Here is a 25,200-nt window from a genome sequence, read left to right on the forward strand (position 1 = left end):
CCCTATCATGCAAATACCATTCAGGTACAAGTGCGGTTTCGTAACGGATTAGGGGCAGATATTGATCAAATACTTGCCCGCCCTCCACTCTTACCAAATCACACAACGCTTTTGATTCACCATTGGGCTTTGTCCGTTAATGCCAAAAGCGGCTTGGAATTGAGGCATGTTAGCTAAAGTGCCGTTGACGCGGTAAATCATTGGCGGATGCGGATCAGTCATAATCAGGGTGCGCATCTGTGCCATACGGATATTGGAAGCCCAGACATGAGCGGTGCCCAGGAAAAACTGCTGATCGGGGGTAAACCCATCAATGGTTTTAGCTGATGCGTACTCTTTTGAATGTTTAAAGGCTTTATAGGCGAGAGTCAACCCTCCCAGATCCGCAGTGGCTTCACCCATTACCAGTTTACCCTGGACTGACAGATCATCGACTTTATATTGTGAAAACTGCTCCATTATGCATTGGGTCGCTGCATTAAATTTTTTCAAATCTTCAGCACTCCACCAGTTTTTCAGATTCCCATAGCCGTCAAATTGTGCACCCTGATCGTCAAAACCGTGTGTTATTTCATGTCCGATGACAAAACCAATCGCTCCATAATTGACTGCAGTTGGCGCATTGGGGTCGAAAAAGGGCGGCTGTAAAATGCCTGCGGGCAGATTAATGTTATTCATAGAAGGATCATAATAGGCATTGACCGTTTGCGGGGTCATGCTCCATTCGGTTTTATCAATGGGTTTTCCAATCTTGTTCAAATCCCTTTTGACCAGAAACTCGCTGGCTCTGACGACATTCAATACATAAGGGCCTCTGTCGATTTTGAGACTTGAATAATCCCACGACTTCTCAGGATATCCCACACGCTCTTTCATCAACTCAAGCTTCTTCAGCGCGGCTTCTCGCGTTGCAGGCGACATCCATTGCAGTGTTTTCAACTCATCCCGTAAAGCCTGCTTAATATTATTAAGGATCTCCATTACCTGAGCTTTCGACGCAGGCGGGAAATATTTTTCAACATACATTTTACCGATAGCAAAACCTAATGCCTGGCTTTCGGTATTCACTACCCGTTTCCAGCGAGGCAGGAGTTTTTCTGTACCGGTTAAAAGTGAGCTCATGCGAAAGTTTTGATCGACAAAAGGTTTTGACAGATAAGGTGCGTAGGCATCAAGAACATGCCATCGTAAATAGCTTTTCCAGGTGTTTAATGAAACAGTGGTGAGCAACTCATTCATTTTCTTAAAAAAGTTGGGCATCCCTAAATTGATATGCTCGATGTTCTCAAGACCGATCTGATTAAAATAAGCAGGCCATGAAAACTGAGGGGTTATTTTGTCCAGTTCATCTACAGTCATCATGTGATAAATGGCAGGGGGATTTCGCTGCTCAATTTGAGTCATTGAAGCATTAGCCAAGGCGGTTTCAAGCTGCATAATCTCATTTGCTTCCTTCAGAGAAGTCCTGGCGTCATCGCCAGCCAGTTCAAGCATTTTGGCGATATGCTGGACATAGGCAGAGCGGATGTCCTGAAACTTTTTATCTGCTTTGATATAGTAATCGCGATCAGGTAATCCCAGTCCTCCCTGCATCGCAGCCCCTATCATTTCATTACTATTCTTAAAATCCTGCATGCTGCCGAAATTGAATAAGGCACTTACCCCATTCAATTGAAGCTTACTAATAACCTGCTGCAAATCCTTACTATTTTTTATGGAATTGATTGAGTCAAACATATCCTTAAGGGGGGATATGCCCAGTTGATTGATCGTAGCCTCATCCATTCCACTAAAATAAAAATCACCAATCTTTTGCTCAATACTGCCTTCGGGAAGGTTTTTGTTATCCGATAATGCGGTCAGCATTTGATGAATTCTATCCTGAACAGTTTCCTGAAGAATATAAAAACTGCCCCAGACTGCATATTCTGGCGGAATGGGATTTTGTTTTTGCCAGGTGCCATTAGCGTAGGCAAAGAAATTATCCGCGGGGGATACCGACTTATCCAGCCATTTCAGGTTTAAAGGATCAGGCTGCTCTTGTGAAAGAGCTGTTGTGTAAGCAGGGGGGAGGAGGGCAACACTTAATAAGATGCTAAATATCAAGCGCATATAGGATTCTTCTAATAAAATGGTTTAAACAGAGTTACAAAATATTGATAGGGATGCAAGAGGATTGCTTGTCTAATTTTAGAATTTATTCTAAAATAATAAGAAATGGTCTTGTGTATGAATAAGATTATGGGCAAGACTGGAACAAGTGGAGAATTTCATGAAAGTCTCTGTTAATCCTGCTGTAATCATTTCTGATGGCGTAGCCTGGAAATCATTAAAGAATCTAATGGAGCGATTCCATTTTGATACTGATGAGGCCCGTACTTTAATGGGTGATATGGCCGCTTCAACTTATTATAAAGGGATAAACAAGTTGGAAGGACGTTTGTCCAAAGATGAAAAAGAGCGGATTTCATTACTCCTGGGAATTTATAAAGATTTGAGAATCTTGTTTATTGATAGCGAACAGGCGACGTCATGGATCGAACGGGCTAACAGTTTACCGCCATTTAATGGCAAGACACCAAGAGAATTTATGCTGGACGGCAGTTTGCTGCGTCTTGCAGACGTAAGGCGCTTTCTTGATTATTGGCGAGGATATTAATGGATTATGAGTATATTGATTATAAGGCTAAAACGCATCGACTAATCCCTTCAAGATATCCGCCCGTTAGTTTATTTGACTGGGCAGAAAGTGCAGAAGAGCTGGAGGAGATTGCGCTTCTTGAGGGACTCACCAATGATCGTCTGGCGGAGGAATACGGACGGCTCTCCTTGCTGCCTAAAGATGAGTGGGTATATGGTCCTGGGTCTACACCGTTAATGGCTGCTTTTACTCATTTTGGCGTTTCCCGGTTTAGCGATGGCTCTTCATACGGAGTATATTATGCAGCTGACTCGGTCGAAACAGCTATTGCTGAAACAAGATTTCACCGGGAAATCTTTCTCAAAGCATCCAACGAAAATGCCTGTATTATTCAAATGCGTGAATATCAGGCAAAAGTAACCAGGGCACTGGTCAGCATTTGCGACGATCGTTACGCACCGATTTGTAGCCCGGCGCTGGAGTCTTATGCTAAAAGCCAGGAGTTTGGGCGACGCATCAAACTCAAGAATGAGTGGGGCATTTTGTATCCAAGTGCCAGAAGAGCAGGGGGAAAATGTGTGGCGATTTTTCGACCACCGGCTCTTAGCATTCCGGTACAGGCTGGCCATTATGATTATATCTGGAATGGCCGCTGCATTTCGGAAATCAGGAAGTCTGTCCTGTGTATGGAATCTGCATAACATCAGTTCCCAGATTTAAAGCGCATTGATAATGCGCTCTAAATTGATAGATTATGCAAAAACAACCTCTTTATCTCCGCGCCCCTCTATTTTCTGGAGCAGTTCTTTAGAATATTCAATTCCTCTATTTTCGACCTTTCTATGAATCAGAGTCGCCAACCATAACACCAGGCTGAATGCAAAAATCGCTGAAAACAATATGCTTTGAGTAAACACCAGGCAGATTAAATACAAACTGTAACCAACAAATCCATGGGTCAGATAAAGTGGATAGGAGAAATTAGCGATACGATTTAAGGTTTTACTAAATGGCAAACGGGAATTACTGGCATATAAAATCAGGAAAAAAGGTAAAACATAGAGGTGGTTTATGAATATTCGGCTGCCACTAGCGTCAAATTGAGGACCTGTATGGAGAGAGATATAGTTTAAAATTAATAATACAGCCGCAGTCAAAAGGCCGGTGATATAAGTCCATTGTTTGCTTAAGGTGTAATATATTGTTGTACCAATAAACATAAAACTTAAATAAGCTGAATTAATTGACACGAAACGCTGCACACGTAAGACCCAGCCGTGGGGCGGTGGAGTGGTGCAAGTCAGTTTGTAGATAACAACCAACAACGCCGTCAGGATAATAAAACTTAAAGGGTTTTTTTCTTTTTTATAATAAAAAAATAAGAAGAAGATTATATAAAAATGCATTTCAATTTCCAGCGTCCAGGTGGAATACTCAATAAACTGGACATTGATCAAGTCTCTAATTAACAGCAAATTGCTGATTACCACTTTAAATTTTAAAAAATTAAAAGGTGCAGAGCCGAGGCAGCAGCCTGCTAATAACATTGCCACAGCAGCCAGAATCATACAGACAATAGCAGTAGGATAAATGCGAAATAATCTACGGATCAGATAGGAAAGGGGATTGGTTTTTTTCAGAGAAAGGGGAATGACGTAGCCGCTTAGTATAAAAAAAAGACCCAGGCCAAAATGAACGCTGGAAAAAAAATTTAGTCCTAAGGCAGTGGTGAATATTCCCAGATATTCAGTAATTGAAGCTGTGGGAAAATGCGGCTGGCTATTGGGAAACAGGAAACGAACCAATTCATTGGTATTTGTCAGAAGTCCGTACCAATGGGTATAAACCACTAATAAACAAGCGACCACCCGTGCTATCTGTAGAAACCAAATCTTGTTTTTATTAATTTCCATTCTGGTTTATACCAATAAAAACGTAACTCCCCCAGGTACTCCATCCTGAGCGTAGCGAAGGATCTCAAACTGCATAGAGCTGAGCCAAATTCAGGAGATCCTTCACTTCGTTCAGGATGACGTTGAGACGATTTGATTGAATTAAATCAAGGTTATCCACAACCTGAGGAGTTACATAAAAAACTGGGATGCTAACAGAAATTTTCTGATATTAATAGAATGGTTTAAATCCAGAAAGACTACTGGATTCTGCGGAATAAATCCCAGAACCTGGGGGTCTTATACACATAAGAACGCAGGGAGTGTTTCTTAGAGCAGGCCTGGCATTGTACAGACCTATTTCTTTTTCTTAAGTTTGGCTTAATATAACATGCGTATAATTAATCAATGACTATTATTAAATTTTGAACGACAGAGCCTGTATGCCCTATCCATTAAGTGCAAAGAAACTGCTTAAACAATATAAAGGTAAAAGAATTAAAGAGTTTTATTTAGACAGTCAGAGTAGCCAACTGTCTCTTCCTCAAGACTCTTCCATACCATCTGTCGCGGCAGCAAAGCGTAAGGACATTTTCCAAAAGCAAATTTTTACTCGACCTGAAAGCAATGGCCAGGTAATTTTTGTAAAACAAAACGGCCATGAGCATTCCGTTTTATGGAAAAGCTCGGCCGAAAAAATTAAACAGGCAACCCGTTGGGGTATTATTAAAACCCATTCCCTGACCAGTAAAATCATTGGTTCCTTGGGGCAGTATCGCATTGTGGCTCATGAGCAGGCGGCCAAGGGTATGGCAAGCAATTCACTGGGTATGAAGCTTGCTTTACTTGATTTATATCAGGATAGATTTGAAGCGATGCAGGATCTTGAGTCGCTGGTTAATCGAGATAATTCCGCTAAAAAAATCAATAAATATTTCGAGCGATATATTCAAAAACTGCAACAAATCAGCAATGAGTTGGACGCTTATTTTTCCGAGGTGGATTGTCCTGGATTTGATGACAGGACTTTGAGGCAGTTGAGAGAGGATCTGCAGGAGGATATACAAAGAGCTCAGGATTTTTCTCAAAAAATTCAAAAAAATGCTGAGAATCTTCGACGTTTTAATCGTGGACGAGGTCGTGAGTCGATTCTGGAATTTATCAAGCAGCAAATGCATCAGAATTTATATGAATTACAGGGGATCAATCAGGATCTTAGTTTTAGTAATAAACGTTTTTTTGCATTGACCCGCGGTAATTTAAACGATTTTATTGAAGATGCACGAAAAGAACTGGATGATCATTTACCCGATCTGCGTAACCCCGTCAATCCTTCTCATCATGGTGATTTCGCTCTCGATAAAGATCAAGCGGTAACCTATGACTTTAATCTTGAGGAGTTAACACCTGCTCGTGAACGACAGGTATTACTCGCAGTAAGCTTCATTGAAGGATGGGATAAATTGGAGCTTAAAAAAGGACAGTCTCCAAAAGTCAGCAATTCAAAAGATGTCGAAGAACTTGATACTATTACCGCAACCCGCTGGAAAGCCCATCGCGGTATCGTTCCGCAGTTAAAAAGTCTCGGTTATTTTCTTTTAAATTTCATTAAAAGTTTCGTGTTACCCACCAGAAACTGGGAAGAAGAAAGCTGGAAAAATAAAAATTTTCATTTGGCAGCAGCAGAGCTTCGTGCCCATGCAAAACCCAATCAACCTCTTTGGGTAAATCCCTGGAATTTTATAAAGCAAGTGGGTTATGCGATAGGGGATATTTTTAGCGGAATTAAGGATTTCGGAAGCAGCCTGGTATTTCGTTTACCCGCTGCCATGCTTGAAGATTGGAAAGCCACCTCGGAAATACCTGAATTGAGCGACACCCTGGCCGCTGCTCAGGCAGAATGTGAAACAATTAAAACAATAGAGGAAGAACGATTAAACCAGCTTTTGAAACGTTGCAAAGTAGACACTGAACTTAAGTTTAGCGCAGATAGTTTGTTTGCAGAGGCGGATTATCCGCTAACCTCCGGTGAGCAGAATGATATTCTTACAGCGGTTGCCAGAGGACTTAATGGATTCAGCAGCTTTTTCACTCACGGTTTTGCAAAAGATCCAGTTTCCGGTGTAATTTTCACATGCGCCTATGGAGTTGGGGCTGCAGTGATTTATTTGCCAGGTGTAAGTACTGCTATTTTTGGTGCGAATTATGTTAACTGGTTCAGTCATTTTTCCTATTCACTAGGCGCTTCAAAGCTCGCTGCCACAATCGGCGGTGGATGTACTCAGGCTCAGGTCCTCGCGGCAGGCTGGAATGCATTGACGGACGGCTATAATAGTCAGGCGGCAAATGCTGTCTATCAGTTTGGTGAAGATCCATTAACGATTGCAGCGTATTGTGCTGCTGCTTATGGTATTGGCTATGTATTGGCGAATGGTATTGCCGGACACCCCATACCCTGGATTAGTAAAAGGGTGCTGGAAGATCTGGGTAATAATCCGCATGCCGGATATCCCTTTGTCGGCGCCAAAATTGCTGTTTTATTTTATGAAGCATTAATCGCTGAGTATGGAGAACGAGTGAGATCAAAACAACTTGAACTCACTCCCGATGACATCAAAGGTTTTGTTGAACAATATTATGCAAGTAACAAACCAACTATTGATCGATTTTTGCTGGCTTACTGGCTATCGTCCAATGCGGATGATATTCCAAAAATGGACTCAAAACATCTTTTTGCCTTATCCAGGCAAATTGACAAGCACTTTTCCAGGGAAGATAGTCGTGCTCTGAAGAAAATCTTGTATCCTGAAACAGCCTATCCATCCATTGCGTTTCAACTGTTTTCAATTCCTCTAAGCTATATTCCGGCCGTTAGTCGTTTTGGCTGGTCTATCATTTTAAGCCTGGCGGCCTGGGCTGTTGAAAAACCTCACCCCTGGGAACCTATGAAGAGAGCCGGGGGAGATTTATTCGATAAAACCAAAAAAGACCTCACTCGATTGATAACGTTCTCGAGCTCAATAGTTTTCCTGTTCTATAGTGGATTTAGTTCTATTATTAAATCATTTGTATACACTGCCGAGATGGGTATTGCCCGTATTGCCGGACTCTTTGGTGCCAAACCAGGTCATGCAACCCATCGCTTTTTTGCTTCGACACATAAGTCTATGCGCTACACAGGAGAGGCCCTCTACCCAGTAAGGGCGGTTAAAGATGTGACCACTGCTGATCCGCGGGCTGTTATTGAGAAGACCGAGGCTTCTTATGGCAAGCTTTTAAAGCATATTAAAAGGAAGCAGCCCAGGTCATTGGATGAGCAATCTCAGGAATCCTTCAATCCTAAGCAAGACGAAGGAAGTTATAGCTTTGATCTAAGAAGAAGACATACTTCTTCACAAGAAGGATCACCATCTACAGTTCAAAAAAACGATCTTATGAGTTAAAGTAGCAGGGATGAACATTTTTTAGGGATAATTATGACGACTTTAAAAGCTGCTGTGCTACTTACTGCCTTGATTTCTGTTAACGCCTGGGCTGACAATACACCTGCCGATGTTCAATCCTTGAATACGCAAATTCAAGGACAGTTGAAACAAATGCAGGATCAGAACAATACGCAGATCACCACTTTAAACAATCAGATGCAGGCACAGCTAAAAGAAATGCAGAATAAACTGGAAGATGAAATTCAAAAAATGAATACCCAATCTCAGGATCAACTGCAGCAAGTGCAAACCGGATTACAGCAGCAAATAGCCCAGCTGCAAAAAGAAGTAGATCAGCTCAAAAAATCATAATTGGCTTCTCTAATTTCCGCCTGGCGTCACTGCCATTAAGTTAAGGAATTATGTCCTTCCTGCGAATGAGGGAATCCATTCCTCAATTGGTATTATAGCTAGCTCAGAGATGGTTCCCCGCCTTCGCGGGGAGGACAGTTTAATATACATTGAGCTTAACTTAGTAGGGTAACTGTCTAACTAAACCTTGCAGAGAAATCATTGAGGCTTTTCAAACCTGCTTAATATATGCTTACCCATGCCTTTGGCCAGTTCTTCTTCACTCAAATAATATTCAGCGTCAATTTCTTTGGCGAGCATGTTTTTGTCATCTTCATTTTCAACTCGAATAGCAAGCTCGATCTTTGAATTCAATTTCGTGGCGATATCAGCCATTTGCCGAATATTGAAAGGATCAGAAGTGGCAACAACCAGCATGGCAGCCCGTGCTACATGAGCCTGAATTAAAGTGGAGGGATTAGAGGCATTCCCAAATACCGCAGATATATTCTGGCTTCTGATATCTTCGATTAACTCGCGGTTTTGCTCTACAACGACGTAGGGAATATGTCGAGCAGTTAAAATTTCACCAATCCGTTTTCCCACGCGGCCATATCCTATCAATACCAGATGTTCTGAAGGATATTTTTCCTGGGTGCTGAGAGGCAGCTCAGTTAAGGGATCTGCTGAGCGCCGAAAAAAACGCATTAAAAAAGGTGAAGAATTGAGCCAGAACTGAAGAGTTTCGACCGATTTGAATAAAAGCGGGTTCAGCGCTATTGAGATTAGAGCGCCTGCGAGTATTAATGCCTGGCCATCTTCCGGGAGCAGTTTCAATTGAACACCCTGACCTGCGAGGATAAATGAAAACTCCCCAATTTGTGCCAGACTGGCTGAAACAGTGAGTGCAGTGTTGAGAGGATAACGAAGTGAAAGTACAAGAATAGCAGCGGCTATTGATTTTCCCAGTACGATAATCAATACAACAATAAGTACTCGAAAAGGTTGTTCAATAAAAATAGAGGGATTAAATAACATTCCCACAGAAACAAAAAATAAAACGGCAAAAGCATCTCTGAAGGGTAAGGATTCTTCCGCGGCACGGCGGCTGAATCGTGATTCTCTTAGAATCATTCCTGCAAAAAAAGCGCCGAGTGCAAATGAAATGTCAAACAGCTTCGCAGCCAAAAATGCAATGCTTACTGCCACAGCAATGATACAGAGGGTAAAGAGTTCACGAGAGCCTGTTTTGGTAATCTGCCACAATAATCTGGGTAATCCCCATCTGCCAATAAGCAGCATGATTGCCACGAAGGATGAAATTTTTAAAATGGTTCCTCCGAGAGTAAGCCAAAGATTTTTATCGGATGATCCCAGTTCGGATGTACCTGACCAAAGGGCGATAAAGGGCAGAAAAACAAGAGCGAGCACCATTGCGATATCTTCAACTATCAGCCAGCCAACGGCAATCTGGCCATTAATTGTGCCAAGTAGACTTTGAGCTTCCAGGGCTTTGATTAGGACTACAGTGCTTGCAACAGATAAGGCTAAGCCAAATACAATTGAATGACTAAGGTTCCATCCCCAAAAATAGGAAACAGTCGCACCAAGGCAGCTGGCGACCAGAATTTGCAGTAAAGCGCCAGGCAAGGCGATTTTTCGAGTTTCGAGTAATTCATCTACTGAAAAATGAAGTCCAACACCAAACATCAGCAGCATCACCCCAATTTCAGCAAACTCGGCTGCTATATGCGGATTGGCGACAACACCGGGCGTAAAAGGGCCAATGATAATTCCTGCAAACAAATAGCCAACCAGGGTTGGAAGGCGAAGCTTGATTGCAATAAAGCCCATAATCAGCGCCAGGCCCAGGGCTGTTGCCAGTGTCGTGATTAAAGGCAAATTATGAGCCATATTTTATATTCACTTTCAGATGCCCATAGCTGGTCATTCTGTTTTCTGTTTGCCTTTGCGGCTAATGTAATTCGCTGAGGCTTGAACGCTGGGCAAGATAGTGATTTCTGCAATATCAACATGGGGCGGCCTGGTCAGGCAAAACAACACGGCTTCAGCCACATCTTCAGCAAGAAGTGGGTCGAAATCACGATAAAACTCCCTGGCTTTTTGCTCATCATTCCAGCGAACAATACTAAACTCGGTTTCTACTGCGCCGGGGGCAATTTCTGAAACTCGAACTGATGTACCCAGTAAATCCAGACGCATTGATTTAGTAATAGCACGAACTGCATGCTTGCTGGCACAATAGACATTACCATTGGGATAGCACTCCTGTCCTGCAATTGAGCCAATATTTACAATATGTCCTGATTCTCTCTCGATCATTTGTGGAATCAAAAAGCGGCTGACATAGAGAAGACCTTTAACATTAGTATCAATCATACGTTCCCAGTTTTCAATTTCACCCGTCTGGATGGAATCGCTGCCCAGAGCTAATCCCGCATTATTGATTAAAATATCAATGTTATTCCATTCATTGGGTAGATTCGACAATTGATATTCTACGTCCAGTTTGCGGGTTATATCCAGAGTGATAATCAATGACTCTGTATTAAACTCATTTTTCAAAGACTCAGCCAGTTCAGCCAGACGTTCTTTTCTGCGAGAAACCAGGATCAATTGTGCGCCTTGTCTGGCTAGTGAGCGCGCACAGGCTTTACCAATACCACTTGAAGCGCCGGTGATTAGAGCAGTTTTATTTTTCATCCTACCTCTTGCCTTTGTTATTGTTATTTGGAAACGGCAATGCAATTTCTTCCATTCAGTTTGGCTTCATAAAGCGCTTTGTCAGCCCTCGTGAATAAAGATTCATAATCATCATCAATTGCCGGGATTGTATTGGCCACGCCAATCGAAACAGTTAAACGTTTTGAAATTGGTGAGTACTCATTTTTTATATTCAGATCATCAATTGCTTCTTTAAGACGCATGGCGAATTGCTCACTATCATTAAGCGAGGTATTGTACAAAATTACAACCATCTCATCCCCGCCATAGCGAGCGGCCAGATCCGTTTGACGTTTTACCACTTCAGTCAGGGCTTTCGCAATTTCTTTCAGGCATTCATCACCATAAAGATGGCCATAGTTATCATTACACTCTTTAAAATAGTCAATATCAATGATCATCAGAGTCAGGGGAAGTGAAGCGCGCTTTGCCCGAATCCAGTCCGCTATTAAACGCTCCTGAAAATACCGTCGATTGGCCAGTTGAGTCAGTTCATCAGTAATCGAAACGATACTAAGTTTCTGATTAAATTGTTCCAGCTGACTATTGAGCTCGCTCTCATGCGCTAAAAGAATAATGTTTTTGCGAAGCATTTTCTTATTTGCATTGAAAATAACACCCAGATAACTTAGAAAAATGATCAGAACGATGGCAACCAGACGCGAATCATCATGAAAATCCATCAAAAATCGAAAAATTATTGGCAGGAAGGTTGGTAGTACAAAGGCGGCATAGGATAGCGGTGAGGCGGCCATTGAAATAGTGCTTCCCGTTGCAAGCCCCGCAAAAAAAAGCAATAGAATCATACGCTGTGAAATAGACATGTCCCAGTAAAATGACCAGAAAAAATGCCCCAGCATGGCTCCTAAAAGAAAACCGGTAATGACTAAACTCCAGTAGTAGAACTGCCTGCGCCGCGGGCTTTTAATGGCGAGTATAGCGATTATAAGTCGAAGGATTAATACGGCGCAGAGAATTCCAAGCCATAAGCCGGTCTGAGCTAGCGGAATGCCTTGATAATTTAAATAGAAAATAATTAGTAGTGCCAGAATCAATGTAAATGCAATGGCTTTGGCTGTGTTATCAAACAGATGCTCCATTAATTTTTCTTTTACTTTTTTTGCCATCAGGTCCATGAAACAGGTATCTCCATTCTACATAGCGTAAAAAGTATTAATTAAGTATAATCCAAAAAATTGTTAAAAAATAACTAAAAATGTCCGAAGACATTGAAGCTGGTGAGCAGAGTAAAGGATTTACAGCAGGGGTTGCCACCGTAATAACGGCAACTGTAGCCAGTTACGCTGCCCTGAAAAGAGGAAACATAAGTGTTGCTTTTCTTTGTTACAAAAGCGTTGGCGGTTTTGGCCTGAATTTCTATCGCCTACAAGCGAATGGGAATCGACATCGTTTTTTTGCTATCGACTACCACCGCTTTAAAGATCCGAAAACTAACCAGGAGACCATGGCCTTGCATTATCATCGTGGTTCTTCATTAAAAGAATTAAAACTGCACCGTCCTTATGAAGGGGGTTGGTAGCTCCTCATGGAGCACCAGGTCCCTCAGCGGATTTATTTTCTTCAAGTCGCTCAAGCTTCCTGGAAGCCCAACCAGGAAAGACGAGAGGAGTGGGTTGTTGTGATTTGAACATGCCGCAGGCGCTCATCAATGAACTGACCATACGCAAAGGAAGGGAGAGAAGATACAGACAATACAAACCTGCAATAAAATATTGTCTGATATCTTTTTCTGAAGAAGCAGGTAAAGCGGTTACTTCCCTATTAGCTGGTTTATCAAAGTCTGTTGAAAAAAGGGCTATACCGCTGATGAGGGTAAAATAAAACATGTCTTTATATAATTGATTGGGTGATTTGTTCAGTTGTCGTTCAGCTATAATCAGGCCCCCTGTCAGCTGGTAAACAGGGGATTGGGGATATTCGTAGCAAGTTTTTAGCCAGCGCAGATCATCACGGGATAAAAAGTATTGTACATTTTTCTCCCAGACGTGGCTTAGTGAATCAAGGTCGTATCTTGACAAATTTTTCTTATTATACTCTCGCTTGGCGTGATCTATGTAAATTCTCATCAACTTGTCTTTATTGGGCAGCGTACTTTTTTTAATACCGCTCAACACGCCTGCCAATTCCAAGCTGCAATAGCTTTGAGGCAGAGAACGTTCAAAGAGTTTTTCGATAAGTTCATTGGTGGTTTTGCTGTTTGGAAGCGACTTATGATGTTCTATAAGGAGTTTCATAGTGAGAGCGCCGGCGGGGTCATCTAATTGCAAAACCCGCTTGAGATGCTTATTCAGCTTATCGGATAAAGTGGTTCTGTGCACACGGTCATTCCTATGTATCTCAAGTGACGATAAAATAAGACCAAGATTATACATGGCAATGACAAGGCTATCTTCTTCGTTGAATTGAATGGCCTTCAGGCTGTCGGGGAGCTGGTAGAATGTTTTAACTGGTAATTCCTTTTTTTGTGCCTGGCCTTGAGCAATATTCATTATTTGATTTAGTTGGCTACCATTCATTTGAATTTCTCCGCGGATAAAGAATTGTCACTTAATGAGCGGTGTATTTTATGAAAATACAGACTGGTTTTCTATCATTCTTTTTAAGGATCTTCTCTAAAGTACTCTCGCCTCTCAGGGCAGAGAGTTAGAGACAATGCCATTAAGTTAAGCTCAGTTGTATATAAACTGTCCTCCCCGCGAAGGCGGGGATCCATCTCTAAGCTCGCTATAATGCCAATTGAGGAATGCCCCGCCTTCGCGGGAAAGACTAAATTTCCTTGACTTAATGGCAGTAATAACCGGATGTTCTTTCAATTTTTTCAATATAGGATAAAAGGCGGTTTCTTCAATCGATGTTAAGAAAGTAATTTGCGAATTGGCATCTATGGATAATTGTAAGTATAAATGGCATTCCTGAAGGATTTTAATGATGCTGTTTGGTGAAAATGAGTTGTCTGCAAAGGAAAACATTTTATTGAAAATATTTTCAAACTGGGCGGACAATACAGCGCCTATTTCCGGATGATGGCCAAACTTTTGCTTGATTGCATATATCCCTTCCCATAATTCATTATGAATAAGCAGCTGGGAAGTAATTGCCTTTAATAGCACTTCAATAAGCCGCTTTCTGAAAAATGAATCAGAAATATCCATTAATTGAATTAGGTCTTGTACACGAGCTGAATCCATTGACGTGGTGGAGTTAAATGCGTCGAGCATATTTGATGCGACAAAAGACAAAATACGAAGCTCAAGCTTTGAAGAAGGGCGGTTTACACGCTCAACCAGCTCTTTAATAGTTTCCGGTAATTTAAAGCGGTTTTTCCATCTAACATTTTTTTATTCCTTTTGAGGTTATTGTTCATCCTGAACGTCATAAATGATAATGGAAATTCGTTTTTTGTACTATCGCGCTATTCCAGCTTGTTCTACTCATTTTTGTTGTTTATGGGTTATCAAAAAACCAGGCAACATAGGGAGCCAATAAGTAAAACCGCGAAATAGTAGTGTGGCCGCAAAGGAAACATCAAAAGGCAATCCTATTAAATGAAGCATACCCACAAGCCCGCCCTCGAAGACACCGAGACCACCGGGAATTAAGGATACACCGGCAAGTACGGTAGTAAGAACCTGCGCTGCGAAGACAGGAAGAAAATGGGTTTCGACATTGAAGCCATAAAGAATGACCCATAGGGTTAAAGAGTCAAATATTACGATACCAGTAAATAGCAACACTGCCGGGCTTACGATTTGTAATTTTAATAAAACACTCGGTTTAATTGTCCTGATTGAGGAAAATAAGGTTTCAATCGCGGAAAATCGTTTCAGCAGGCCTGGCAATTTCGCATCCGCAGCGAGTTTCCATAAATACACAAACAATCCGGTGACTACAAACATCAGTAAAGCGAAGAGAATTCCCAGAATCTGGTATGTCAGGCCAGGTGAGCGATATATCCATAAAATAATAACAGCGGCCATAAACGTTAAGGTAAAAGCAATCTGGCGTCCGAACACATTGAGCGCAATAGCGAGACCTATCGCTTTTTTAGAGATTTTTCGAGCCTTTAAAAAATTGGTTACTACAACTGCGCCGCTCAAACCACTTGATGGAACTGTCTGATTCACGAATAGCTGGGAAATACTCAGTAATACCAGCGACAAATAGCTGGCCCGTTCATTAACCCACCAAAGAGCCCACCACCATACCAGAGCCAGAAGCAAATAAGTCCCAAATTGCAGCGCTAATGCCGCTAATAACCAGCCCGGGTGCATCTCCTGCACCAGTTTAATCAAGTGTTTAATTTCGGTGAAGTAAAATAGTACGAGAGCCAGGAGCATGAAGAATAATATGAAAAAGATCCATCTACGCATAGTCATCCTGTTTTTATATTGCTCTTTTAATTATAGGAACATTTATCAGGATATTGATCTTACTTGAAAATCCTTCAGGCTTTAACCTTTACTCCTACGTCCATCGTAGAAGCCGAGGACGTAGGCAAGAAATAGATTATTTTACTTTATCTAAAGTGCACTCACTGGTGAACGTGGGATCGCTTGGTGTAGTACCATCAAAAATGGTTCCCTCAACTTTAATAATCAACTGTTTGTTATTAAGTGCAATGCTTCCTTTGGATAGCATAGTAACGAGCGATCGAGAACTATTGTAAGGGTAATCAGGATACTCATATACCGTCATAGTCCCTGATAAGTTCAATTGAGTTCTTTCCTGATTCCAATTAATAACAGCTTGTGAAGTAAAGCTTTGCATTTTATCAGATGTAGATTCGGTTTTTATGGCTCCCATGCTATATTGTTCACCATCTAATTCAATGGAAACCTCATCATTGCGGATGATAATCGTTGTCTCATCGGATTCTCCATTATAAGAGCAACTCCCTGACCAGGTGCCAGAAAAATCAGTATAATCAGTATCTTGATTCTTTAAGACTTTAGTATGAACGCTATGAGTTCTATGGGTTGATTTCAAATCAGGGAAAATATTAAAAGCGAAAGAACTGCTAGTTACACAAGTTCCTAATAATGCAATAACTAAAGCATTTTTGATCATTTTTAATCCTATAATTGCTAAAGGCCCGAAGTATACAATAAATCATCGGTAATTCAAGAAGGCTAATAGAAGCCAGCTCCATTAGTTATGGGCACCAATCTACATGCAATTGCAGAATTCTTAACTTAATGACAGTGAACTTGCCCTCTCTCAACTTGGGTGAGAGGATTTCTTTTAAGTTATGCCAGAACATTGCACGAGCACGACAGGGTATTTAATACAAAACTGGATAAATTTTAGAGCTATTCTATTATATAAATAGCTATATAAAGGTATATAAATAGCTACATAAAGGGAGTTAGCATTGAACAAAAGATACAGAGATGCACAAACGGGTCAATACGTTTCTGAGGCTTTTGCCAAAAAACATCCTAAAACCACGGTTAGTGAGAGTACCAGAAGCAATAAATCCAGTAAATCGTCGAAAAGAAAGTAAAATTGACAGTATGCCTGACCCAAGGCCAGGCATACTGATTGCTATAAATTGTCGGAATAATCTTTTCTGAATCGTTTGACTGCATCTTCGGCCTGTTCTTTAGTGTAGCCATAATGTTTTTGCAGTTTTCCGTAAATTTCTTGCTGATTACCTTCGATGACATCAAAATCATCATCAGTCAATTTACCCCAGGCTTGTTTCATTTTACCTTTGATTTCTTCCCATTTTCCTTCAAAAATATCGCTATTCATTTGAACCTCCCTGGTATGAATAAAGAATAAGCAGATGTAACAAATTAAGACTAGACGGAAAATGAGTTAATTGCAAATCGGCTGGCGCTGAAAACGCAGTTATGAAGATAGTTCGTTAAGTACCAGCTCATCGATAGATTCATCTGCAGCCTCGGTAGAGAGAGAGACTTTCATTTCATGCAATTGTCTGAGCATGCGTTGAGTAAAGGCCTGATCATCAAGCAAGTTCTCAATCATTTTGGCAAGCTCATGCACATTGAAATCATATTGTAATAATTCGGGAGCAACCATCTTGTTTGTGAGCAAATTACATAAACCAAAATACTTCACTCTGATTACCTTCATGGCAACAAGATACGATAAGAGATTTCCCTTATAAACAATGCACATGGGCTTTTTCAATAGTGCGGTTTCTAATGAAGCGGTTCCTGAGGCCACGACTACACAATCGCTGCAGGCCGCAGCCTCGAGGGATTGGCCATTTAAAAAGCTGATATTCGTAATTCCAGCCGGAACATACTGTCTGACCCGCTCTGAGTTTAAGGTTTTGGCAATGGGGATGACAAAATGTAAATCGCTTCTTATCCTGTTAAGCTGTTGAATGGTTTGCACAAAAACTGGCATGTGGTGATTAATTTCATTGAGCCGGCTTCCCGGCAGCAAGGCTACCAGCTTGCGATTGGCTGGTAAATTCAAGGTTTGGCGCAAGGATTCGGAATTCTCGAAATGGGGGATTTTCTTTACCAGCGGATGACCTACAAAAGAAACCGGTACACCGGCTTGCTGATAAAGTGTTTTCTCAAAAGGTAAAATAACTGCCATCTTATCAACGCAAGCTTTAATCGTATGAATGCGCTTGGGTTTCCATGCCCAAATCTGGGGGCTGATATAGTAAATGATTTTAAGGTTCAGTTGCTGTTTCGCAAAGCGGGCAAGGCGTAGATTAAAACCAGGATAGTCAACCAGAATTAACAAGTCAGGCGGATTTTTTTCCAGATGTGTTTTGATCTCTTTAAATGCCTTTTTGATTACACGGATGTGTTTTAATACTTCAGTGAGGCCAGTCACGGCATAACGGGCCAGATCATTTACCAGAAAAACACCAGCTTCCTGCATATGCCGTCCGCCAATACCACTGAACTGCAGGTCAGGATCCTTATTTAGCAAACGGCGAACTAATTCCGCTGCATGCACATCCCCTGATTCTTCGCCAGCAATGATCACCAGTTTTTTAGATGTGAGCATGACGGCTGGCGAGATTGTTCTGTATCAGGCTCGTAATAGTTGCCGCTGTTGATAGGACATCGCGCCCTTGCTGACCACATACCAGTGGTTTAGTGTCATTGAGGACACAGTAGACGAACGCCTTGATCTCTTCAAGTAAAGCATCGCTTTTTTCAAAAACAGATTCATGTCGGACAATATTCGGAATACCAGGAAACATCTCCCCATCCCCTTTTTTGAAAACAGCAAATTGCTTGTTGTGATAATCGATGGATAAATAGGAATCCTGCTGGAATATGCGGGTTTTGCGCTCAGTTTTAAAGCTAATTCGGCTTGCTGTTACATTTGCCACACATTGATTGGCAAAGGTAATACGCGCATTGGCAATATCAATAGAATTGGCTATATCCGTGGAGCGGGAAAGCACGGGAGCGCCCTGAGCATCGATATGAATAATAGGGCTGCTGACTATTGACTGAATAATATCAATATCATGGATCATTACATCAAGAATCACATTCACATCCGTGCCGCGCAGGTTAAATGGGGCCAAACGCTGTGATTCAATGAACAGTGGATTATCAAGATACTCATCAAGAGCCATACGGGCAGAATTAAAACGTTCCAGATGGCCTACCTGTATCTTGGCTCGATGATGAGCGGCAAGCTGAATTAACTCATCGGCTTGCTCAACAGTTTCAGTAATTGGTTTTTCGATTAAAACATGAATGCCTTGTTTTAGAAATTCTTTAGCAATTTCATAATGCTGATTGGTTGTCGCAGCAATACTGACAGCTTCAACTTTGCCAAATAACTCACGATAATTATGGCAGGCGCTCACTTCGAGCTCGCTGGCTACCGCTTCACAGGTCGCTGGATTGGCATCGCAGACAGCGACTAATTCAGCATCCGGTAACAGTTTATATTTCTGAGCATGAAAGCGACCCAGATACCCAACTCCTATAACAGCACATTTTAAGACTCGCATACAACATATAAAACCTGAAAAATTTGCAGCTATGATCGCATTTCCTGGATGATAAATCAATTTTAAAAGGGTATTATCTGCCTCCTGGTCAATAATAAGAATATGATGATTATGAATATCGCCGGTGTAGACGAGGTTGGGCGCGGCCCACTCGCGGGGCCCGTGGTGACGGCGGCTGTCATCCTCAGGCATCCCATTGACGGGATCACTGACTCAAAAAAGCTGACTCCCGCTAAACGAGAGGATTTGGCAAAAAAAATTCAGGATTATGCTATTTGCTTTGCCTACGGGCGCGCGGAGGTTGGTGAAATTGATCGATTTAATATTCATCAGGCAACGCTGTTAGCAATGAAGCGCGCGATTGAAGCATTAAATGTCATACCCGATAAGGTTTTGATTGATGGTAAACATCGGCCCTTGATTTCCATGCCCTGTGAAACAGTGGTTAAAGGTGATTTACTCATTTACGAAATTGGTGCAGCCTCAATTTTGGCAAAAGTGGCGCGCGATAAAGAAATGATTGAACTGGATAGCCTTTATCCTGGCTATGGATTTGCCATCCATAAAGGTTATGCAACCGAAATGCATCGAAACGCCTTGGAAAAATTGGGCCCATGCCCCATTCATCGACGCTCCTATTCACCGGTAGCCGCGGCCGAGGCCTGATAATTGAGTGAGTAACGCTGGAGCCGTAGCCAGGTTACTCATCGCAAGTTATTAAATAAAATTCGATGGGTGCTAATCGACATTAAAATTCCAAAGCTGGCAAGAAAAGTGACCATCGTGGTGCCGCCATAACTAACCAGAGGGAGCGGGATGCCAACGACAGGCAATATTCCCATTACCATACCAATGTTAACAAAGGCTGATAAAAAGAAAGTCATCGCAAGACTTGCTGCCAGTAACCGTGTGTAACTTGTTTGAGCCTGTATCGCGATTTGCAACCCGCGAAATGACACCAGTATGAATAAAATGATTAGCGCAAGGCTGCCAAGAAATCCGAATTCTTCACCGCAAACGGCAAAAATAAAATCAGTGGCATGTTCGGGAAGGAAGTTCAGATGTGACTGACTGCCTTCAAGCCAGCCTTTCCCGAATAATCCTCCTGAACCAATAGCAATTTTCGACTGGATAATGTGATAACCCGAACCTAATGGATCATGCTCCGGGTTTAATAAGGTCAGGATCCGCTGTTTCTGATAGTCATGCATAACATGCCAGAGCAGTGGGGCTGCAGAACCAATAAGAATGACAGCAATCATAATAATACGAAGCCGAATTCCTGCGAGAAAAATTGCGCTTAGTCCAGCAGAAACTACCATGATTGCTGTACCTAAGTCGGGCTGCTTGGCAATTAGCAACGCTGGAAAGAAAATCATGATGGAGGCAATAATAAGGGTTTTCATATTAATAGGAACTGGCTTTCTATCCAGATACCAGGCGGTCATCATGGGGATGGCTAATTTCATAATTTCCGAAGGTTGAAAGCGAAATACACCCAAATCAAGCCAGCGCTGGGCTCCTTTACCAATTTTTCCCATCACCATTACTGCAAGAAGCAATGCCAGACCCACACAATAAATCCAGGGCGTCCAGATTTTGTATTTATGAGGCGGAATTGCTGCAAAAATCAGCATAATTCCAAAAGCAAAGAAAAGACGCATTCCCTGGCGCATGATCATACTCATATCCTGATTGGATGCGCTGTACAGAATCAGCATTCCAAACATGACAATGGATAAAATGAGGACTAGCAAGGGCCAGTCAACATGCAATGATTTCGAGGTAAAACGGTAAACCGGACGCATTGGCTGTGTATTCATGAGGGGTCTTTTCCGTTTTGAAGTTGAAAATAGGCATCAAGCACCTTTCTGGCCACTCCAGATGCGGCTGTATCATTCTCAACAATTACTGCGATGGCAATCTCCGGGTTCTCCACCGGGGCAAAGGCTATAAATAGTGAATGATCGCGTAAATATTCCGGGATTTCTCCAAGCCTTTTTTTCTCATTCTGAGGGAGACTGAATACTTGAGCAGTACCTGTTTTAGCAGCTACAGAATAGGGCGCATTGCGTCCGAATCGATATCCGGTTCCCTCATTGTTAGTAATGACGGAATGCATGGCATCTGAAATGATGTTCCAGTAATTATCATCTTTTAATTTGATAGGGTATTCTTCGAGCGGCTTATAAGGATGGGTTTCTTCGCGATCACTTTGGATTGACTTGGCCATTAAATGGGGGCGATAGCGAATGCCTTTCTGGCTCATCGCCGCTGTCGCATTGGCTATCTGCAAAGGAGAGGCTAGCATAAAGCCCTGACCTATTGCTGTGATTAATGTGTCCCCGGGGTACCAGGGCAATCCCTTACTTCGTCTTTTCCAGCGATTGTTAGGAACAAGACCTGGCGCTTCTTCATGCAAGTCGACATGAGTTAGTTGCCCATAACCAAACTGAGTAAGCATATCTTCAATGGAGGCGATACCCATTCGATGCCCGAGCTGATAAAAGTAGGTATCGCAGGAAACGGTAATAGCGCGCTTGATATTAATGATACCATGCCCTGTTTTTTTCCAGTCGCGATAGGAATGGCTGACCCCGGGTAACTTAAACCAGCCCGGATCATAAACACTGTAATTTGTATCCACGACCCCTTTTTCCAAACCAGCCAGCGCGATAAAAGGTTTAATTGTGGAAGCTGGTGGATAAAGGCCTCTGACTGCACGGTTGTATAAGGGTCTATCCTTGGCAGTTGAAAGCCTTTGGTAGTCTTCAGAGCGAATGCCGTTTACAAATAGATTGGGATCATAGCTTGGGGAGCTGACCATGGCCAAAATATCCCCATTATGAGGATTAATAGCTACGACTGCGCCGCGCTTATCCTGCAATGCTTCATAAGCCACTCGCTGAAGCCTTGTATCAATAGTGAGGTATAGCTTTTCCCCCGAAATTGGATTTTGTTTACTGACCACTCGAAGTGTTCGCCCGCTCACATCCGTCTCAACCTGCTGATAGCCCACCTGACCATGCAAAAGCGTTTCGTAGTATTTTTCAATACCGGACTTACCAATAAAATTGGTTGCGCGGTAATTGGTTGGATCCACACGCTGCAACTCCTGAACATTGATTCTCCCAACATAACCTAACAGATGAGCGGTCATTTCTCCCAATGGGTAATAACGCATTAACCGTGCTTTAATGCTAACGCCATCAAATTGATGCTGATGTGTTGCAAACAGAGCAACTTCTTCCTGAGTCAGTTTTAATTTAATTGGGACAGGCACAAACGAGCGATTCTGAGCTCGCGCTTTTTTGAAGCTTTCAATATCATCATCTGAAATTGAAGGAAGCAGGGCTTGCAATTGCCTTAGCGTCACCTGCATATTTTTCACCCGCTCGGGAATAATTTCCAGTACATAAACAGGAACATTTTCAGCGAGAACCACGCCGTTTCTATCGAGGATTATGCCCCGCGGAGGGGCGATTGGTATGATACTCATCTGATTTTTCAGCGAGAGAGTTTCATAGCGTTTAAACTGGGATAACTGTAGATAAGCCAGTCGGGAAATCAGAATAATGGTGAAGCAAATAACCAGAGCGATCAAAAGGTTAAGACGAAAAAGATGCATTCGTGATTCGATACGGTCATTTTTTACAGAGTGATTAAATCGCATCTTTGAACATGTCTGAGCCATTAAGAGCGGCTATATTACCTCAATTACTCATTTGTGATAAGGGTGATTCTGAATTATCGACCATGCACGGTAGAGACTTTCGAGTAACATAATTCTTACAAGAGGATGCGGCAGCGTTAAATATGACAGTGACCACTGCTCATTAGCACGTTCGAGAACCTCGGTGCTCAATCCCTCTGGCCCACCAATAATAAAACAGACATGGCTGTTTCCAAGCTGTAACTTTTCGACTTTGGCAGCCAGCGCTTCGCTGCTAAATTGTTTACCATTAATCGCCAGTGCAATCACGTAGGAAGAGGAGGGAATTGCTGAGAGGATTAGTTCAGCTTCTTTTTCCATCAGTCTAGACAAGTCACTGGAGCTGCTTCGTTTACCCAAAGGAATTTCTACAAGATTCAGGCTCGTAGCTTCTTTCAGGCGCTTGGCGTACTCCTTTACACCTTCATTGACCCATGAGGGCATTTTATTACCGCAGGCAATAATTGTGATTTTAAACATAGAGTTCAATAGCCAGACTTATTTTTCCCATAAGGCTTCAAGATTATAGAAGGCACGGCTATCAGGCTGCATTACATGGAGAACATAATCGCCGAAGTCTACTAAAGCCCAGTCACCATGTTCGATACCATTCTCTGAAAGCGCGGGATAACCATCAGCCTTCATTTTTTCCATGACAAAATCTGCAATTGATTTAACATGGCGTGAAGAGCGCCCGCTTGCGATAATCATATAATCGGTAATTGTAGTCTGCTCCTTGACATCGAGTACTTTGATATCATTCGCATGAATGTCATCAAGATATGTAAGAAGCTGGTTAAGCTGGGTAGAGTATTCAGACATAGACTATTTCATCTCAATTTTAAAGGGCCTGATTTTAACAGAAGCCGGGAACTACCGCCATTGAGGCAGGAAAATTTTTACAACAGTCCAATTTTAATTTCGCATTAGTCTGATTTCCCAAGCAATAACTTCCTGATTATCAGATTCAAACCGATACAAAGTAATGTCGCAACCAGAAGGATAATTAACAGCTGCGTAAATGATTGGGCATAGTGCATTTTCAAAAGCGAAACAGACATAGTCGAACCGCCTTCTACAGAGGTTAAATTAGCCAGTTTACCTGAGAGGAAGCCGCCGATGCCAAGAGAAACAAAGAAAATTCCCATCATGGTGCTTACTTTACGCCTGCTGGCCAATACGGTAATCGCAGACAAACCCACAGGTGAAAGCAATAGCTCCGCTATTGAGATAAGCAGATACGCCGGGATAAATAACCAGGGCGATAACAGATGGCTATGGCTATCAGTCACACAGACAAAGGTAATAAGTCCATAAGCCAGGGTCATGAAAATCATTGCCAGAACAAACTTGTTGCCTGTACTTAAGCCATTTTGAATTGAATTCAGGCGCGGAGTGCGGCGTGAAAGAAAATAGCCAAAAAGCAGCATACCGAAACTTTGAATGCTGACATAATAGGGCGGTGGAAAGTTAATACCTAGCAATGTGGGTTCTACGACGCGTGAAATCAGTAACGTTAAAGACAGGAACATTTGAAAGTAAAATGCCCAGAACATTACTGAAATCATGCAGAGAAGGCCAATAACCATTGTTTGTCGGGCCTGAGTACCGCTTTCCCGCTGAATAGTGGTCACCAGATAGGCGAGAGAAATGACAACTACTGTTCCAAAAGCCGCATTGGCAATACTTGCGAAATTAAGAATAAGAAAAGACACTCCCCACAATGCCAGCATAATAGCGGCTGCTTTAAATAGCTTGGTCGCCTGATACTGGAAAGGATGATAGTCCTCAATTTTGTAAAGTTTAACACCGAACCCGAAGACAAAAAGTGAGATGATCATCCCAAGCGCGGCACTGAAAAAGGAAACGCCCCAACCGAAGTGCTCATTTAGCTGGCTCGGCAAAGTGGTTCCGAGAATAATTCCAGTAGTAATCCCCATATAAAATATCGTAAAACCGCTTTCACGCCTTGGAGAGTCTGCAGAATATTCATTGCCAAGAAGCGAGGAAATATTGGGTTTCAAAAGACCTGTACCAACTGCTATTCCCGACAAAGCCGCAGTCAGAATGGCGGGGGATGAAAAAAGAGAAAGAAAAAAATAACTGGTAAATAGGCAGAGGGCACCCACAATAACTGTTCTTTTCTGACCCAATAAATTATCGGCTATCCACCCACCGACTAATGGGGATAAATAGGTAACTGCGGTGAAAGAGCCTACTAATGAATAAACCTGATCATCAGGCCACTCAAAGTGAAGAGCAAGATAGAGGGCTAAAAGGGATTGAACCACATAAAAGCCATATCTTTCCCACATCTCTGTGGCAAAAAAAACTTTTAAAGAAGGCGGATGGGTATAAGGTATTGTATTCACGATAAGGATCTTCACATATATTGCTGCAAGTGTAGCATGTGGATTAAAAGTTTTCACCAGGACAGTGTCAGTCCT

At 42.1% G+C, this 25,200-nt stretch carries 23 protein-coding genes; 6 read left to right on the forward strand and 17 right to left on the reverse strand.

The genetic code is table 11. The features are described from left to right. Positions 1–90: 90 nt before the first annotated feature. Positions 91–2,112, reverse strand: a complete 2,022-nt coding sequence (locus E1O89_RS10925; protein WP_133140185.1) for a M13 family metallopeptidase — start codon at positions 2,110–2,112, stop codon at positions 91–93. Positions 2,113–2,272: 160 nt separating this feature from the next. Here E1O89_RS10925 and E1O89_RS10930 point away from each other — a divergent pair, with 160 nt between their 5' ends. Beyond that, positions 2,273–2,659 (forward strand): antitoxin Xre-like helix-turn-helix domain-containing protein, encoded by a 387-nt coding sequence (locus tag E1O89_RS10930; protein WP_133140186.1) that lies wholly within the window; start codon positions 2,273–2,275, stop codon positions 2,657–2,659. Further along, entirely contained in the window at positions 2,659–3,342 is a 684-nt protein-coding gene (locus tag E1O89_RS10935) for an RES family NAD+ phosphorylase (RefSeq protein WP_133140187.1), read from the forward strand. Before E1O89_RS10930 ends, E1O89_RS10935 begins: the two co-directional genes overlap by 1 nt. A gap of 51 nt (positions 3,343–3,393) precedes the next feature. Here the strand turns inward: E1O89_RS10935 and E1O89_RS10940 are convergent, their stop codons facing one another. Further along, on the reverse strand, positions 3,394–4,554 hold the full coding sequence (locus E1O89_RS10940; RefSeq protein ID WP_133140188.1) for an acyltransferase family protein: 1,161 nt from the start codon (positions 4,552–4,554) through the stop codon (positions 3,394–3,396). Between the two features lie 422 nt (positions 4,555–4,976). Here E1O89_RS10940 and E1O89_RS10945 point away from each other — a divergent pair, with 422 nt between their 5' ends. Further along, complete coding sequence (locus E1O89_RS10945; protein ID WP_133140189.1) at positions 4,977–7,976, forward strand: hypothetical protein; 3,000 nt, start codon at positions 4,977–4,979, stop codon at positions 7,974–7,976. Between the two features lie 33 nt (positions 7,977–8,009). Beyond that, on the forward strand, positions 8,010–8,330 hold the full coding sequence (locus E1O89_RS10950) for a hypothetical protein (protein WP_112219609.1): 321 nt from the start codon (positions 8,010–8,012) through the stop codon (positions 8,328–8,330). A 198-nt stretch (positions 8,331–8,528) separates the two neighbouring features. Here E1O89_RS10950 and E1O89_RS10955 read toward each other — a convergent pair whose 3' ends face one another. The 3 genes from E1O89_RS10955 to E1O89_RS10965 are packed head-to-tail and all read right to left on the reverse strand — an operon-like array spanning position 8,529 to position 12,181. Then, positions 8,529–10,223: a cation:proton antiporter gene (locus tag E1O89_RS10955; RefSeq protein WP_133140190.1), complete on the reverse strand. Its 1,695-nt coding sequence runs from the start codon at positions 10,221–10,223 to the stop codon at positions 8,529–8,531. A gap of 33 nt (positions 10,224–10,256) precedes the next feature. Continuing rightward, positions 10,257–11,033 (reverse strand): SDR family NAD(P)-dependent oxidoreductase, encoded by a 777-nt coding sequence (locus E1O89_RS10960; protein WP_133140191.1) that lies wholly within the window; start codon positions 11,031–11,033, stop codon positions 10,257–10,259. Positions 11,034–11,056: 23 nt separating this feature from the next. After that, entirely contained in the window at positions 11,057–12,181 is a 1,125-nt protein-coding gene (locus E1O89_RS10965) for a GGDEF domain-containing protein (protein WP_165483137.1), read from the reverse strand. Between the two features lie 89 nt (positions 12,182–12,270). Between E1O89_RS10965 and E1O89_RS10970 the strand changes: the two genes are divergently transcribed. Further along, positions 12,271–12,594 (forward strand): hypothetical protein, encoded by a 324-nt coding sequence (locus E1O89_RS10970; protein ID WP_133140193.1) that lies wholly within the window; start codon positions 12,271–12,273, stop codon positions 12,592–12,594. A gap of 4 nt (positions 12,595–12,598) precedes the next feature. Here the strand turns inward: E1O89_RS10970 and E1O89_RS10975 are convergent, their stop codons facing one another. The 7 genes from E1O89_RS10975 to E1O89_RS11010 form a co-directional block, all read right to left on the reverse strand. Next, positions 12,599–13,591, reverse strand: a complete 993-nt coding sequence (locus E1O89_RS10975; protein WP_133140194.1) for a hypothetical protein — start codon at positions 13,589–13,591, stop codon at positions 12,599–12,601. A 153-nt stretch (positions 13,592–13,744) separates the two neighbouring features. Beyond that, positions 13,745–14,293, reverse strand: a complete 549-nt coding sequence (locus E1O89_RS10980; protein WP_133140195.1) for a hypothetical protein — start codon at positions 14,291–14,293, stop codon at positions 13,745–13,747. Between the two features lie 213 nt (positions 14,294–14,506). After that, positions 14,507–15,445, reverse strand: a complete 939-nt coding sequence (locus E1O89_RS10985; RefSeq protein WP_165483138.1) for a YbhN family protein — start codon at positions 15,443–15,445, stop codon at positions 14,507–14,509. A 136-nt stretch (positions 15,446–15,581) separates the two neighbouring features. Further along, complete coding sequence (locus tag E1O89_RS10990; protein WP_133140197.1) at positions 15,582–16,142, reverse strand: hypothetical protein; 561 nt, start codon at positions 16,140–16,142, stop codon at positions 15,582–15,584. A 477-nt stretch (positions 16,143–16,619) separates the two neighbouring features. Beyond that, positions 16,620–16,829, reverse strand: coding sequence for a CsbD family protein (locus tag E1O89_RS11000; protein WP_133140199.1), 210 nt, complete (start codon positions 16,827–16,829; stop codon positions 16,620–16,622). A gap of 99 nt (positions 16,830–16,928) precedes the next feature. Next, positions 16,929–18,074, reverse strand: a complete 1,146-nt coding sequence (gene lpxB, locus E1O89_RS11005; RefSeq protein WP_133140200.1) for a lipid-A-disaccharide synthase — start codon at positions 18,072–18,074, stop codon at positions 16,929–16,931. After that, positions 18,061–19,041 carry a Gfo/Idh/MocA family protein gene (locus tag E1O89_RS11010; RefSeq protein WP_133140201.1) on the reverse strand — a complete coding sequence of 327 codons (981 nt, stop codon included), beginning with the start codon at positions 19,039–19,041 and terminating at the stop codon, positions 18,061–18,063. Before E1O89_RS11010 ends, lpxB begins: the two co-directional genes overlap by 14 nt. Before the next feature lie 111 nt (positions 19,042–19,152). Here E1O89_RS11010 and rnhB point away from each other — a divergent pair, with 111 nt between their 5' ends. Beyond that, on the forward strand, positions 19,153–19,707 hold the full coding sequence (gene rnhB, locus E1O89_RS11015) for a ribonuclease HII (RefSeq protein ID WP_133140234.1): 555 nt from the start codon (positions 19,153–19,155) through the stop codon (positions 19,705–19,707). 38 nt (positions 19,708–19,745) lie between these two features. Here the strand turns inward: rnhB and rodA are convergent, their stop codons facing one another. From rodA to E1O89_RS11040, 5 genes are all read right to left on the reverse strand, one after another. Then, a complete protein-coding gene (rodA, locus tag E1O89_RS11020) occupies positions 19,746–20,864 on the reverse strand; it encodes a rod shape-determining protein RodA (RefSeq protein WP_133140202.1) in 1,119 nt (372 codons plus the stop codon). After that, entirely contained in the window at positions 20,861–22,714 is a 1,854-nt protein-coding gene (gene mrdA / locus E1O89_RS11025) for a penicillin-binding protein 2 (RefSeq protein ID WP_133140203.1), read from the reverse strand. Before mrdA ends, rodA begins: the two co-directional genes overlap by 4 nt. A 48-nt stretch (positions 22,715–22,762) precedes the next feature. Continuing rightward, positions 22,763–23,233 (reverse strand): 23S rRNA (pseudouridine(1915)-N(3))-methyltransferase RlmH, encoded by a 471-nt coding sequence (gene rlmH / locus E1O89_RS11030; RefSeq protein WP_112219595.1) that lies wholly within the window; start codon positions 23,231–23,233, stop codon positions 22,763–22,765. 18 nt (positions 23,234–23,251) lie between these two features. Next, entirely contained in the window at positions 23,252–23,575 is a 324-nt protein-coding gene (gene rsfS / locus E1O89_RS11035; RefSeq protein WP_112219594.1) for a ribosome silencing factor, read from the reverse strand. A 104-nt stretch (positions 23,576–23,679) separates the two neighbouring features. After that, a complete protein-coding gene (locus tag E1O89_RS11040; protein WP_262337499.1) occupies positions 23,680–25,125 on the reverse strand; it encodes a peptide MFS transporter in 1,446 nt (481 codons plus the stop codon). Positions 25,126–25,200 lie beyond the last annotated feature (75 nt).

Origin of the sequence: Legionella genomosp. 1 (genome assembly GCF_900640215.1) — a bacterium.
Classification (GTDB): Bacteria; Pseudomonadota; Gammaproteobacteria; order Legionellales; family Legionellaceae; genus Legionella_C; species Legionella_C quinlivanii_A.

Bases quoted from the DNA above. Each gene is read 5' to 3' on its own strand.
- E1O89_RS10925 (WP_133140185.1), bottom strand. From the start codon at position 2,112: ATGCGCTTGATATTTAGCATCTTATTAAGTGTTGCCCTCCTCCCCCCT.
- E1O89_RS10930 (WP_133140186.1), top strand. From the start codon at position 2,273: ATGAAAGTCTCTGTTAATCCTGCTGTAATCATTTCTGATGGCGTAGCC.
- E1O89_RS10935 (WP_133140187.1), top strand. From the start codon at position 2,659: ATGGATTATGAGTATATTGATTATAAGGCTAAAACGCATCGACTAATC.
- E1O89_RS10940 (WP_133140188.1), bottom strand. From the start codon at position 4,554: ATGGAAATTAATAAAAACAAGATTTGGTTTCTACAGATAGCACGGGTG.
- E1O89_RS10945 (WP_133140189.1), top strand. From the start codon at position 4,977: ATGCCCTATCCATTAAGTGCAAAGAAACTGCTTAAACAATATAAAGGT.
- E1O89_RS10950 (WP_112219609.1), top strand. From the start codon at position 8,010: ATGACGACTTTAAAAGCTGCTGTGCTACTTACTGCCTTGATTTCTGTT.
- E1O89_RS10955 (WP_133140190.1), bottom strand. From the start codon at position 10,223: ATGGCTCATAATTTGCCTTTAATCACGACACTGGCAACAGCCCTGGGC.
- E1O89_RS10960 (WP_133140191.1), bottom strand. From the start codon at position 11,033: ATGAAAAATAAAACTGCTCTAATCACCGGCGCTTCAAGTGGTATTGGT.
- E1O89_RS10965 (WP_165483137.1), bottom strand. From the start codon at position 12,181: ATGGCAAAAAAAGTAAAAGAAAAATTAATGGAGCATCTGTTTGATAAC.
- E1O89_RS10970 (WP_133140193.1), top strand. From the start codon at position 12,271: ATGTCCGAAGACATTGAAGCTGGTGAGCAGAGTAAAGGATTTACAGCA.
- E1O89_RS10975 (WP_133140194.1), bottom strand. From the start codon at position 13,591: ATGAATGGTAGCCAACTAAATCAAATAATGAATATTGCTCAAGGCCAG.
- E1O89_RS10980 (WP_133140195.1), bottom strand. From the start codon at position 14,293: ATGCTCGACGCATTTAACTCCACCACGTCAATGGATTCAGCTCGTGTA.
- E1O89_RS10985 (WP_165483138.1), bottom strand. From the start codon at position 15,445: ATGCGTAGATGGATCTTTTTCATATTATTCTTCATGCTCCTGGCTCTC.
- E1O89_RS10990 (WP_133140197.1), bottom strand. From the start codon at position 16,142: ATGATCAAAAATGCTTTAGTTATTGCATTATTAGGAACTTGTGTAACT.
- E1O89_RS11000 (WP_133140199.1), bottom strand. From the start codon at position 16,829: ATGAATAGCGATATTTTTGAAGGAAAATGGGAAGAAATCAAAGGTAAA.
- lpxB (WP_133140200.1), bottom strand. From the start codon at position 18,074: ATGCTCACATCTAAAAAACTGGTGATCATTGCTGGCGAAGAATCAGGG.
- E1O89_RS11010 (WP_133140201.1), bottom strand. From the start codon at position 19,041: ATGCGAGTCTTAAAATGTGCTGTTATAGGAGTTGGGTATCTGGGTCGC.
- rnhB (WP_133140234.1), top strand. From the start codon at position 19,153: ATGAATATCGCCGGTGTAGACGAGGTTGGGCGCGGCCCACTCGCGGGG.
- rodA (WP_133140202.1), bottom strand. From the start codon at position 20,864: ATGAATACACAGCCAATGCGTCCGGTTTACCGTTTTACCTCGAAATCA.
- mrdA (WP_133140203.1), bottom strand. From the start codon at position 22,714: ATGCGATTTAATCACTCTGTAAAAAATGACCGTATCGAATCACGAATG.
- rlmH (WP_112219595.1), bottom strand. From the start codon at position 23,233: ATGTTTAAAATCACAATTATTGCCTGCGGTAATAAAATGCCCTCATGG.
- rsfS (WP_112219594.1), bottom strand. From the start codon at position 23,575: ATGTCTGAATACTCTACCCAGCTTAACCAGCTTCTTACATATCTTGAT.